The organism is Streptomyces sp. NPDC001744 (assembly GCF_042892575.1).
Classification (GTDB): domain Bacteria; phylum Actinomycetota; class Actinomycetes; order Streptomycetales; family Streptomycetaceae; genus Streptomyces.
The window spans coordinates 56,181-68,564 of sequence record NZ_JBIAUG010000009.1 but is presented as its reverse complement, the minus strand read 5'-3'; the positions used below and the strand labels follow the sequence as shown (position 1 = coordinate 68,564).

Genomic DNA, 12,384 nt, shown 5'->3' with positions numbered 1-12,384 from the left:
CTCCGCGATGGTCCGGCCACGCAGGGCGACGGGTCAAAGCCGGGACGGCGAGTCCGTCAGATCCGCCGGGGGCGTTCCGGACGGCCCCGGCGGGGTCCGCCGGGAGGTGGCGGGGAGGGCTCTGACCTGCGCGGAGACGGGGGTAGGTGGTCCGGCCACCATCCGGGGGCCGATTCGGGTGCCGGGTACACCTCGCCCCCGGGGGCGGCGGCGGGCGACGGTGGTGGGGCAGCGGGAGGGAGCTGCTCAATCTTCGGGCAGGAGTGTCGTGAGTACATCCGTCGCAAGCAAGCGCAGTGCCGTCACCGGGGTCGTCGCCCCGGCCGTGCCCCTGGGCGTCGCCGGGCCGGCCGGCCCGCGCGGGGACGTCTACGCCGAGCTGTGTGCCACGCTCTTCTCCGGCTTCCCGCGCCGCGACCAGCGCCTGAAGGCCGAGCAGTACCTGCACGGCCTGCTCACGGCGCAGGGCCGCAAGTCGATCCGGAACATCGCCGCGCAGATCGGCGGACCGGCGGTCGAGCAGAGCCTGCACCACTTCGTCTCCAGCTCCACCTGGGACTGGCAGCCGATGCGGGCGGCGCTCGCCCGGTACCTGGAGCGGTCCGGTCACCCGCAGGCGTGGGTGGTGCGGCCCATGCCGATCCCGAAGGCCGGCGAGCACTCCGTGGGCGTGGTCCGGCGCTTCGACCCGGAGCGCGGGCAGGTCTTCCACGGCCAGCAGGCGTTCGGGGTGTGGTTCGCCGGGGAGGAGCTGAGCGTCCCGGTCAACTGGCGCCTCTTCCTGCCGGACCCCTGGGTGAACGACCGCACGCGGCGCGACCGCGCCGAGGTTCCCGACGAGGCGGGCGGGGAGACCCTGGAGGAGTGCGCGGTCGCGGCGGCGCTCGACACCGCCCGCTGGCCCGACGTCACCCGCAGGCCGGTCCTGATCGACATACGGGGCGGGGCGGGCCGGTCGGCCCTGGCCAGGCTCGCCGGGGCCGGGGTGCCGGTCGTGGCCCGGATCGGGCCGGGTTCCCGGCTGGCGATCGCGGACCGTTCGCTGCCCGGCTTCGGGGCGGGCCCGCTCCCCGCCGCCCAGATACTGGAGTCCCTCAAGGGGCTGCGCAGGCCGGTGAGCTGGGTGGACACGGTGGCCGGCACGCGGACCTCGCGGACCTCGCTGGCGGCGGCCGTCCGGGTCGCGCTGCCCTCGCCGGGCGGGGAGCGGATGCGTCCGCTGGTCCTGCTCGGTGAGTGGGACGACCCCCGGCGGCCCCCGTCCCGGGTGTGGATCAGCGATCTGACGGGTTCTCCGGTCGGTTCCCTGCTGCGTCTGACGAAGCTGGCCCGCCGGGTGGAGCGGGACTTCGCGGAGATCGGGGAGGGGGCGGGGCTGCGGGACTTCGTGGGCCGCTCGTTCCGCGGCTGGCACCGTCACATCACCCTGGCCTCGGCGGCCCACGCGGCGACGGTCCTGGCGGCCGGACGGGCCGCGGACCACCACCGCGGGTCCGGGTACGGCGTCCCCGGCTACGGGGCGCGGCGCTCCGCGAGCTGAGGGCCGGGGGCCCGCCCGGCCGTCAGGGGGCGGGCTCCGGCGGGGCGGCCGGCGGCCGGGGCCGTTCGGGGGCGACCCGGCCCCGGGCCAGGACCTCCCGGGTGCGCTGGAGGCGCAGCGCGAGCTGCACCTCCAGGACCTGGCCGGGCTTCTGCCATTCGGGGCCGAGGAGTTCGCCGATCCGCTCCAGGCGGCGGGAGACCGTGTTGGGGTGGACGTGCAGCGCCTCGGCCGCGTTCGTCGGGCTGCCGCCGGAGGCGAAGTACGCCTCCAGGGTGCGCGTGAGGTCGGTGAACCGCTCGGCGTCGTAGTCCAGTACGGGCCCGATCGCCGCCTCCACGAAGCCGTCCACGTCGTTGTCGTCGGAGAGCAGCAGCCCCAGGAAGCCCAGGTCCTGCACGGAGGCCGCCGAGCCGGTCCCGCCGAGGGCGCTCATCGCGTCGAGGCAGCGCCCGGCCTCCCGGTGCATCCGGCCGACGCCGTCGGGGCTCCAGCCGGGACCGGCGGAGGCGACGGAGACGGGGTGCCCGAGCAGCGGGGACAGTTCGGCGGCGACGGCCTTCGCGGCGGCCGAGGCGTCGACGCCCGGCAGCAGCAGCACGATGCAGCCGCCCTGCACGGTCTTCAGACCGGAGAGGCGGTACGCGTACGAGGACGCCCACACGACCGCCCGGCCCTGTTCGCCGCCCTCCGGCCGGGCGAGCACGAGGACGTGCGGCCGGCGCAGGTCGACGCCGAGGCGGCGGGCCCGCTGGGCGATCTGCTGCGGCGCGTGCGGCGGGTCCGCGATGAGGTCGTCGAGGAGTTCGTCGCGGACGGGTCCTTCGGCGACGGCCGTGGAGCGCCGCATGAGGAGGAGGAAGGCGACGGCCTGGGCGGCGAGTTCGAGGAGCCTCTCGTCCTCGCCGGTGAGCCCGGTGGCGGCGTGGACCACGAGGCCGCCGAGGTCCTCGGAGCCGGCGATGACGGGGGCGACCCAGGTGTCGTCCCCCGCGGGGATCGGCCGGCGGCGGGCGTGGGCGTCGAGCGACGCCTTCGCGACGGCCTCCTCGTCCAGGCCGGGGATGTCCCCGGCGGCGGCGAGGCACCGGCCGCCGGGGTCGCGGACCAGCACGGTCGCGTCGAGGGCGTCGGCGGCGGCCTTGGCCACGTTGCACAGGTCGCCGCCCGCGAGGACGAGGTTCATGATGCGGCCGTGGGTCTCGCTGATGTGCCGCACGCGGGCGAGCCGGGTGCGCGCCCGCGCGCTGTCCCGTTCCAGTTCCGTGAGTTCGGCCCGGGTCCGGTCGAGGAGGCCGGCCTTCTCGACGGCGAGGGAGGCGAGGTCGGCGAGCGCGGCGAGGAGCCCGATCTCCTCGGAGGTGTGGTGGCGGACGCGCCGGTCCGCCCCGAACAGGGTGCCGACGACGGTGTCGCCGCTGCGCAGCGGGACGGCCACGATCGCGTGCAGCCCCTCGGCGCGCAGGGCGGACTCGGCGGCCTCGTCGAAGGCGGGGGCGTGGACGCCCGCGTCGAGGGAGCCGGAGGGGGCGAACCGCTCGTCGGCGAGGTAGTCCGGGGTCCAGACGGGTTCGCCGTGCAGCTGGACGGCGCCGCCGAGCCCGTACCCCTCGGCGATCCTGAGCCCGGGGGCGAGGCGCGGGCCCTCGGCGCGGCTGGCGCGGGTGCCCTCGGTGGTGTGGACGTAGGAGGCGCCGTGCGGGCCGCTCAGTGTGATGTACGCCAGGTCGAGGCCGAGGAGCCGGCGGGCGCGACGGGTGATGACGCGCAGCAGGCCGTCGAGGTCGTAGGAGAGGGTCAGGTCCCGGGCGGTGTCGGCGAGGGCGGTGAGTCCGGCCTCGCGCCGCGCGGCGTGCGCGCGTTCGGCGTGGACCCGGCCGGCGAGGGCGACGGCCCGCTCCAGGCGGTCGAGGCCGTCGTCGTCGAGGCCGTCGCGCCGGGCCCCGTCCAGGAGCGCGTCGAAGCGGGCGGGCGGGGCCTGCCCGGCGAGAAGTTCGAGGACCGTGAGCAGCGCGTCGGCACCACCGGTCCCGTCCGCGCCGTGCGTGGTCATGGTCCGGACCCCCGTGATCGAGCGAAATCGGGCACCTGGGAGGAAACCCGTCCTGCCCGCCGAAACTAATTCGGCTTCGGAGACGGGTCAACGGTGAGTTGCGGCACTTCATTCCGTTTGGCGCTCCGGGGGCGGCCGCGCGGCGTCCGGGACGACCGCCCGGCGGCCGGGCGGCGGGGCGTCCGCCGGGTCGTGCGCCGGTTCCCGGCGGGCCGTGCGACCGGGCCGGGGACGGCTCCCGCCCGGGGGTCAGCCGAAGGCGCCGGCCGGGACGAGCCGGGGCCTGGCGGGGGCGTACTGGCCGGGGACGCGGAAGCCGAACACGGGGCGCGCCTCGGCGTCCCGCACGGCCAGGACCGAGCGCTGGAGGCGGCGCAGCCGCGCCGAGGGCTCCATGCCGCCCTCTCCCTGGAGGGCGAGGCGCAGCCGCTCGTACACGGTGAGGGCCTCGTCGTGCCGGCCGCAGCGGGTCAGGGCGGCCATGAGGTGTGCGTGGAGGGGTTCGTTGGCGGGGTGGCGGGCGACGAGGCCGGTGAGTTCCGGGACGAGTTCGGCGTGCCGGCCGAGGCCCAGCTGCGCCTCGATCCACTGGTCGAGGACGCTGAGCCGGGAGGTCTTGAGCCGCTCGATCTCCCTGCGGAGGCGGGGTCCGGCGGCGACGCCCGCGTACGGGTCGCCGCGCCACAGGGTCAGGGCCTCGCCGAGGCGCAGCGCGGCGCGCGGGAGGTCGCCGGCCTCCATGGCCCGGTAGCCGGCGCCGGCCGCGCGCTCGAACTGCCAGAGGTCGTGGGCGCCGCCGCCGGTGTCGAGCCGGTAGCCGCCGGGCTGGGAGACGAGGATCGCCTCGGCGGTGCGCCGGTCGGACCAGCCGGGTCGCGGTTCGGCGGGGGCGGCCCCGCGCAGGGCGCCCGCGATGAGCGCGCGCAGCCCGGCTATGTGGGACTGGAGTTCGGCGCGGGCCCCGCGCGGCGCGCCGGACGGCCACAGCTCCTCGGTCAGGACCGTCACGGGGACGACCTGGTCGGCGCTGGCCGTGAGCAGGGCGAGCAGCTGGCGGGGAGCGGCGGCCGTCGGGGTGATCGACACCCCGTTCTCACGGACCGACAGTCCCCCCAGAATCCGGACGTCCACCTTGCCCCCTCAGTGCCTGTGCGGTGCCTGCGCGCGGGATGACTCCCGATGATTAGAAAAGACCCCCGTAGGCATGTCAATAAGAAACCGTGAGGTACGGAACCGTGCTCCCGGATATCGGGGTCATTCACCCCCTATGTCCGCCTATGAAGGCGACACGTTTTCGTCACTGGCTCAGATCGCGCCGTCTCGAAAGATGGTTTCCGGACTCGCAGGTACGCTTTCGAGCGATCTCCGTGGGACACGGAGGGGCCGGGGAAGGCCGGTTCGCGCCAGGAACAGCCGCCACGGTCGGTTTCGGGCCGGGGCCGGGAGCCCGGCCCTCGCCGGCCGGAGCGGGAGCGGCCGGCGGCGACGCGGCGGGCGCGCGGGTCGCGTCGCGGGCCGGGTGACGCGGGCCGGGCGGGACTTTCCGGACACGGCCTAGAGCACGGCGGCGGTGAGCAGGCCGAAGGACAGGACGATCAGGACGGTGCGGGCGCGGTGGAAGCCGTTCCACCGCGCCTCGAAGGCGGTCCGGACCGCCGACGGATCGCCCTCGGGGGCGCCTCCGGGAACGTTCCCGGAGGCGGCGAGGGCCGTGTTGAGGGGGATGTTGCCGCCGAGGGTGACCAGGTGGTTGAGGACCGCGCAGACGAGCCCCGCGAGGACGAGCCGTCCCTGCGCGTCCGTGCGTCCGTCGACGGGGACGAGGAACGCGGCGGCGGGGAAGGCGACCGCGCCGAGGAAGACGGAGAGGAACGCCGCCCTCGGCACGCACTCGTTGATCCCGCGCATCGCCGTGACGAACTCGGCGTCCGCCAGCCGGGCGAGCGCGGGCATGATCCCGGTCAGGAAGATCAGCATGAATCCGGCGTAGAGGCCGGTGGAGACGACGGCGAGGGCGAGGAGGAGGGTGGGCATGCGGTCATTCTGGCCGCCCCCCGCCCCCTTTGTGATCCGTACGCGTCAATCCGGGAGCCGGGCGGCACGCCGGGCGCCCGGGCGGGGACGACCCGGCCGGGGGCAACCGGGCAGGGGCGACCCGGCCGACGACAATCGCCCGCAACCGCCCGCGTCTGCCCGCGTCCCGCCCGGCGCGTCAACCGCGCGCGTCAGCCGTACGCGTCACCCGATGCGACGGTTGTACGGTTCCGGCGCCGCCCCCGTTCCGTACGGACCGAACTTCCGACCGGGCGGCCCCGCGTCCGTGGTAGGAGACCGTTTCCGGCCGCGCCGGGTGCTCACGGACCGCACGGCGCCCCGCCATCTCCCCTCTCCTGCAAGGAACTTGACCCCGAGAACGGTACGCCGCCGGGGAGGGACGACGGAGAGGGGGGAGAAGGGTTCCCACCGCGACGGCCGGGGCCCCCGTGGCATGGATTCGCCATCCTCCCCAACAGGGGTTGTCACCGTGTGCAGTCACATGCGTACATGGAGTGGACATCGATCGACGGGGGAGGTCACCGGTGGCAGAGAGCGCGGGCTCCGTGACACTCGCCCGTTCGGCGATGAACCGGGCCACGGCCGAGGGGCAGCGGCCCGCGGGACGCCCGGTCCGGGGCGCGCGGCGCATCAGTGCCGCGCTCGCCGGACTGGCCGCTTCCACCCGGCACGAACTGCTGACCTTCGACGACCCGGTGGCGTCCACCGCGTACGCGATCCCCGAACCGTTCCTGGAGCTGGCGGCGGCGTGCATGCGGTCCGCGGCGGAGCGGGCCGACGAGGTGAGGCGAATCGTTCCGCGACACGCCCTGCCCCGGCTCGAAGGAGGGCCCCGGCTTCCCGGGCGGGCCCGCCTGCTGGAGTCGATCCCGTTCAAGATGATCCTGGTCGACCGGACGGTGGCGGCGATCCCGCTCGATCTGGAACTGCTCTACAACGGCCTGCTGCTGATCCGCGACCCGGTGGTGGTGCGGGCCCTCGTCCGGGTCCACCGCGTCTGCTGGTCGATGGCCGAAGAACCGTCGTCCCCGGTGCCGTCCCCGTCGCCGCCGCCGGACGACCTGCCGCCCCAGCTCCGCCCGGTGCTCGACGCCCTCCTGTCGGGGCTCACGGACGAGGCGGCGGCGACCCGGCTCGGCATGTCCGCGCGGACGTACAGCCGGCGGGTGGGCGAGCTGATGGCGGCCCTCGGCACGACGAGCCGCTTCCGCGCGGGTGCGGAAGCGGCTCGGAGGGGGTGGCTGTGACGGGCCGTCGAACCGCCGGCCCGGCACGACCCGGGGTCTTCGGGCCGGGCCCTACGACACGATGTCCTTGCGGGCGAAGCCCCGGAAGGCGAGGGCGAAGAGGACCAGGGCGTACGTCAGGGAGACCGCCGCGCCCTTCACCATGCCGCCCCATTCCGGCTGGGGCTGGAGCGCGTCGATCCAGGCGAACTGCCAGTGCGCGGGCAGGAACTCGCGCCAGTCGCCGAGTGCGGTGACGGCGTCCAGGACGTTGCCCACGACGGTCAGGCCGACGGCGCCGCCCACCGCGCCGAGCGGGGCGTCGGTGCGGGTGGACAACCAGAAGGCGAGTCCGGCCGTGACCAGTTGGGAGGCGAGGACGAAGGCCACGGCGACGCCGATCCTGAGCAGCGCGTCACCGGCGGGCACCGCGCCGCCGGTCGGCAGCCGGAGCGGCCCCCAGCCGTAGGCGACCGTGCCCGCCGCCAGGGCCACCAGCGGGAGGAGGACCATCGCGGCGGCGCTGTAGCCGAGGGCGACCGCCAGTTTGGAGGCGAGCAGCCGGGACCGGGGCACGGGCGCGGCGAGGAGGTAGCGCAGGGAGGACCAGCTCGCCTCGGAGGCGACGGTGTCCCCGCAGAACAGCGCCACGGGGATGACGAGGAGGAAACCCGCCGAGACGAAGAGGCAGGTGGCCGCGAAGTTGACGCCCGAGGCCGTCGCCGTGTCCATCAGGGTGACGCGGCCGGCGCGGCCGTCGTCCCCGGGTCCGCCGATCGCGAAGGCCGCGATCAGGACGAACGGCAGGGCGGCCAGGACCGCGCCCATCACCAGGGTGCGGCGCCGTTTCCACTGGCGCAGGGCCTCGACGCGCAGGGGCAGGGTGCGTCCGGGCCGGTAACCGGGGGCGGACTCCGCCGCGCCGGCGGGGCTCCCGGACGGCGGGGCGCTGGGGACGGTGCTGCTCATGCGGCTCCTCCTCCGATCAGGGTCAGGAACGCGTCTTCGAGGCGCCGGTGCGGACCGACCCCGGTCACCGGCACCTCCAGCCGGACGAGTTCGGCGATGAGGGCGGTCGCGTCGGCGCCGTCGAGGCGGACCAGGAGTCCGCCGTCGGTGCGGGCGGCCGAGCCGACGCCGGGCAGGGCCCCGACCTTCTCGACCAGGGCGTCGGGGACGGGGGCGCCGTCCGGTCCGCCCTCCGCGAGGGTCACGAGGAGGGTGTCCCCGGAGCCGGTGATCTCCGCGACCGGTCCGGCCTGCACCAGTCGCCCCCGGTCCATGACGACGAGGTGGGTGCAGGACTGCTCGACCTCGGCCAGGAGGTGGCTGGAGACGATGACGGTACGGCCCCCGGCCGCGTACCGGATCATCACCTCCCGCATCTCGCGGATCTGCGGCGGGTCGAGTCCGTTGGTCGGTTCGTCCAGGATCAGCAGGTCCGGCAGGCCGAGCATGGCCTGGGCGAGGGCGAGCCGCTGCCGCATGCCCTGCGAGTAGGTCCGCACGGCGCGTTCCAGGGCGCCGCCCAGGTTCGCGATCCGCAGCGCCTCGTCCACGTGGGCGTCCCCGGCGGGACGGCCGGTGGCCTTCCAGTACAGGTCGAGGTTCTCCCGGCCGGACAGGTGCGGCAGGAAGCCCGCGCCCTCCACGAAGGCGCCGACGCGGGAGAGGACCGGGGCGCCGGGACGGATCGCCTGGCCGAAGACCCTGATCTCGCCCTCGTCGGGGGTGATGAGGCCCATCAGCATGCGCAGGGTGGTGGTCTTGCCGGCGCCGTTCGGGCCGAGGAGGCCGAGGACCTGTCCCCGCTCGACGCGGAAGGAGAGGTCCTCGACGCTGTACCGCTCGCCGCCCTTGTACTTCTTCGACAGGCCGGTGATCAGGAGCGGTACGGCGGCGAGTTCCGGGTCGGGCGCGGGGGCGGCGGTCCTGCGGCGGGCCGTGAGCAGCAGGGCGGCGGCGACGGCCAGACCGGCCAGCGGCAGGCCCCACACCCACCGGGGCAGGGCGGCGGCCCGGGTGGTGAGGCCGGGCGCGGTGGGGACGGCGAGCGGCCCCTCGACGGCGACGGTGTACGCGGCCGGGGCGGCCGGGGAGGCGTAGCCGAGGTCGGTGGCGGCGACGACGAGCCGCAGCCGGTGCCCGGCCTCCACCTCGTGGTCGATCGCGGGCAGCGTCAGGGTGACGTCGCGGCCCGCCCGGGCGTCCTCGACGCGGACGGGGGCGACGAGCTGGGCGGGCAACACCTGTTGCCGCCCGTCGGGACCGACGTCGTACACCTTGGCGAAGAGCACGGCGGAGCCGTCCTCGGCGGTCGAGGCGACCTTGACGCGGACGGTCGGCGTGCCGGTGATCCGGACCGTCTCCGTCTGCGGCGCCGCGTCGAAGCGGGCGTGCTGGCCGGGGAAGTCGAGGGAGAGGCCGACGCCGACGGAGGAGAGGCCGGAGAGTCCGCCGCCGAGACCGGGGACGGCCGAGACGGCGGGCGGCGCGGCGCCCGGCGGGTTGGCGAAGGTCTGCGGCGGCCCGCCGAGGGGGAGGTTCGTGGGGGCGGAGACGAGCCCCGGGTAGCGGTCGGCGGTCGCGGCGCGCAGGGTGGCCCGGCCATCGGTGGAGTCGACGCCGCCGGTGCGGCTGACGCGGAAGGCGGGGCCGGTGTCCGCGGAGGCGTCCCGCTTCAGCCAGCGGTCGAACCAGGCGCCGATCCGCCGTTCGACGCGCCCGGTCTCGCCGTCGCCGCCGTCGTGGCCCCCGGCGATCCAGTCGACGGCGACGGGGGCACCGTTGGCGGTGAGGGCGCGGGCCATGGCGTCGGACTGGGCCAGGGTGAAGAGGGAGTCGGTCTGTCCCTGGACGAGGAGGGCGGGCACCTTGATGCGGGAACCGACGGCGGAGGGACTGCGGGCTTCGAGGAGCGCGCGGGCGGCGGCGTCGGGCTTCCCGGAGACGGCGACGCGCTGGTAGAGGGAGCAGAGCTCGGCGGTGAACCGCCCGCAGGCGGCGGGCTTTCCGGGAGCGGGGGCCTTTCCGGCCCCGGAGGCCGGGGCCTTCCCCGACCCGGTGCCGGAACCGGTACCGGGGCCCGGGGTCTCCCCCGGCCCGGTGCCGGTTCCGGCGTCGGGCCCCGTGCCGGTCCGGCCGGCGGCTCCGGTCCCCGCCCCGTTCCCGGAAGAGAAGAAGATTCCGGCCCAGAGCTTCTTGAAGACGCCGTTCGGGAAGAGGGCGTCGGCGAGGTTCCAGTACGTGATCCGGGGGGCGATCGCGTCCACGCGCGGGTCGTGCCCGGCGGCGAGGAGGGAGATCGCGCCGCCGTAGGAGGCGCCGGTGACGCCGACGCGCGGGTCACCGGCCTTGTCGAGCAGGACTTCGGGGCGGGCGGCGAGCCAGTCGATCAGCCGGCTGACGTCCCCGACCTCGTGTGCGGGGTCGTTGAGCCCGATCTCCCCGGTGGAGGCGCCGAACCCCCGGGCGGACCAGGTGAGTACGGCGTATCCGTCCCGGGCCAGCCCCTCGGCCTGGGCGCGGACGTCCTCCTTGGAGCCGCCGAAACCGTGCCCGAGGAGGACGGCGGGCCTGCGCCCGTCCCCGTCGCCGGTGAAGTACGAGGTGTCGAGCCGTACGCCGTCGCCGTCGAGCGTCCGGTCCGCGCGGTGCACGGGCGGTGGATCGTCCGAGGCGACGGCGGTCCAGGTGCCGGCACCCGCGAGGACGGTGAGCACGGCGGTGACCGCGGCCCACCGGGGAAGTCGGAGTCGCATGCCGCCGAGCCTAGGCGGTGCCGTCCCTTCCCCGGCGTGCGGTGCCCGGCGCCCTCCTCGGCGAAGGCACGGAGTTCGCCGAGGAACTCGCGGGAGCGATCGGCACCGAGTTCGGCGTCGAGCGGCAGGAGTGCGCCCCTGGCGGCTTCCTGGTCGTAGGTCCGTGGAAGGGCCGCGGTACGGCGACGGCCCCGGGACGTGGTGCGCCCCGGGGCCGTCGCCCGTCCGCGTCGTCAGTGGTTGCGCGGGAAGCCCAGGTCGACGCCGGTCGGGGCCTCGGAGGGGTCGGGCCAGCGGGTGGTGACGACCTTGCCGCGGGTGTAGAAGTGCACGCCGTCGTTGCCGTAGACGTGGTGGTCGCCGAAGAGCGAGTCCTTCCAGCCGCCGAAGGAGTGGTAGCCCACCGGCACCGGGATCGGGACGTTGACGCCGACCATGCCGGCCTCGACCTCCAGCTGGAAGCGGCGGGCCGCGCCGCCGTCGCGGGTGAAGATCGCGGTGCCGTTGCCGAACGGCGAGGCGTTGATGAGGGCGAGGCCCTCCTCGTACGTCCCGGCGCGCAGCACGCAGAGCACCGGGCCGAAGATCTCGTCCCGGTACGCCTTGGCCGTGGTCGGCACGTGGTCCAGGAGGGACAGGCCGATCCAGTGGCCGTCCTCGTGGCCCTCGACGGTGTACCCGGTGCCGTCGAGGACGACCTCGCAGCCCTCGTCCGCCGCGCCCCGGACGTAGGAGGCCACCTTGTCGCGGTGGGCGGCCGTGATGAGCGGGCCCATCTCGGAGGCCGGGTCGGTGCCGGGACCGATCTTGATCTTCTCGGCGCGCTCGCGGATCTTCTCGACCAGTTCGTCGCCGACGGAGCCGACGGCGACGACCGCCGAGATGGCCATGCAGCGCTCGCCGGCGGAGCCGTACGCCGCCGAGACGGCCGCGTCGGCCGCCGCGTCGAGGTCGGCGTCCGGGAGGACCAGCATGTGGTTCTTCGCGCCGCCGAGCGCCTGGACGCGCTTGCCGTTGGCGGAGGCGGTGGTGTGGATGTGCCGGGCGATCGGGGTCGAGCCGACGAAGGAGACGGCGGAGACGTCCGGGTGCTCCAGGAGCCGGTCCACGGCCGTCCTGTCGCCCTGCAGGACGTTGAAGACGCCGTCCGGGAGGCCCGCCTCGGCGAGGAGTTCCGCGATCCTCAGGGACGGGGAGGGGTCCTTCTCGCTCGGCTTGAGGACGAAGGTGTTGCCGGTCGCGATGGCGATCGGGAACATCCACATCGGCACCATGGCCGGGAAGTTGAAGGGCGTGATGCCGGCGACGACGCCGACGGGCTGGCGGATCGACGCCACGTCCACGCGGTTCGACACCTGCGTGGAGAGCTCGCCCTTGAGCTGGGTGGTGATGCCGCAGGCCAGGTCGACGATCTCCAGGCCGCGGGCGACCTCGCCGAGCGCGTCCGAGTGCACCTTGCCGTGCTCGGCGACGATCAGGTCGGCGATGTCGTCGCGGTGGGCGTCGAGCAGCGCGCGGAACCTGAAGAGGATCGTGGTGCGCTGGGCCAGGGAGGAGGTGCCCCAGGTGGCGAAGGCGGCCTTGGCGGCGGCCACCGCCGCGTCGGTCTCCTCGACGGAGGCGAGCGCGACCCGGGTGGTCACGGCGCCGGTGGCCGGGTCGGTGACCGGCCCCCAGTTGCCCGACGTGCCCTCGACGGTCTTGCCGCCGATCCAGTGGCCGACGGTCTTGACGGTGTGCGTCATGACG

General features: G+C 75.3%; 8 protein-coding genes. 2 read left to right on the top strand and 6 right to left on the bottom strand.

What is annotated here, in order from left to right; translation table 11 throughout:
- The first annotated feature begins 268 nt into the window (after nucleotides 1–268).
- Nucleotides 269–1,540 (top strand): IS701 family transposase, encoded by a 1,272-nt coding sequence (locus tag ACFYZY_RS13385; RefSeq protein WP_388692985.1) that lies wholly within the window; start codon nucleotides 269–271, stop codon nucleotides 1,538–1,540.
- A 22-nt stretch (nucleotides 1,541–1,562) separates the two neighbouring features.
- Here ACFYZY_RS13385 and ACFYZY_RS13380 read toward each other — a convergent pair whose 3' ends face one another.
- The 3 genes from ACFYZY_RS13380 to ACFYZY_RS13370 all read right to left on the bottom strand — a co-directional run bounded on the left by ACFYZY_RS13380 (nucleotide 1,563) and on the right by ACFYZY_RS13370 (nucleotide 5,627).
- Nucleotides 1,563–3,593 (bottom strand): helix-turn-helix domain-containing protein, encoded by a 2,031-nt coding sequence (locus ACFYZY_RS13380; protein ID WP_388692983.1) that lies wholly within the window; start codon nucleotides 3,591–3,593, stop codon nucleotides 1,563–1,565.
- A 249-nt stretch (nucleotides 3,594–3,842) separates the two neighbouring features.
- Nucleotides 3,843–4,724, bottom strand: coding sequence for a BTAD domain-containing putative transcriptional regulator (locus ACFYZY_RS13375; protein WP_388692981.1), 882 nt, complete (start codon nucleotides 4,722–4,724; stop codon nucleotides 3,843–3,845).
- Nucleotides 4,725–5,147: 423 nt separating this feature from the next.
- Nucleotides 5,148–5,627, bottom strand: coding sequence for a DUF1772 domain-containing protein (locus ACFYZY_RS13370; protein ID WP_388692979.1), 480 nt, complete (start codon nucleotides 5,625–5,627; stop codon nucleotides 5,148–5,150).
- A 545-nt stretch (nucleotides 5,628–6,172) separates the two neighbouring features.
- Here ACFYZY_RS13370 and ACFYZY_RS13365 point away from each other — a divergent pair.
- A complete protein-coding gene (locus ACFYZY_RS13365) occupies nucleotides 6,173–6,895 on the top strand; it encodes a DNA-binding response regulator (protein WP_388692978.1) in 723 nt (240 codons plus the stop codon).
- 51 nt (nucleotides 6,896–6,946) lie between these two features.
- On the opposite strand, the gene ACFYZY_RS13360 is transcribed toward ACFYZY_RS13365, so the two are convergent.
- The 3 genes from ACFYZY_RS13360 to mmsA all read right to left on the bottom strand — a co-directional run bounded on the left by ACFYZY_RS13360 (nucleotide 6,947) and on the right by mmsA (nucleotide 12,380).
- Nucleotides 6,947–7,843 (bottom strand): ABC transporter permease, encoded by an 897-nt coding sequence (locus ACFYZY_RS13360; protein WP_388692976.1) that lies wholly within the window; start codon nucleotides 7,841–7,843, stop codon nucleotides 6,947–6,949.
- Complete coding sequence (locus ACFYZY_RS13355; protein ID WP_388692974.1) at nucleotides 7,840–10,635, bottom strand: alpha/beta fold hydrolase; 2,796 nt, start codon at nucleotides 10,633–10,635, stop codon at nucleotides 7,840–7,842. The genes ACFYZY_RS13360 and ACFYZY_RS13355 overlap by 4 nt, the downstream gene beginning before the upstream one ends.
- 233 nt (nucleotides 10,636–10,868) lie before the next feature.
- Nucleotides 10,869–12,380, bottom strand: a complete 1,512-nt coding sequence (gene mmsA, locus ACFYZY_RS13350; RefSeq protein WP_388692972.1) for a CoA-acylating methylmalonate-semialdehyde dehydrogenase — start codon at nucleotides 12,378–12,380, stop codon at nucleotides 10,869–10,871.
- Nucleotides 12,381–12,384 lie beyond the last annotated feature (4 nt).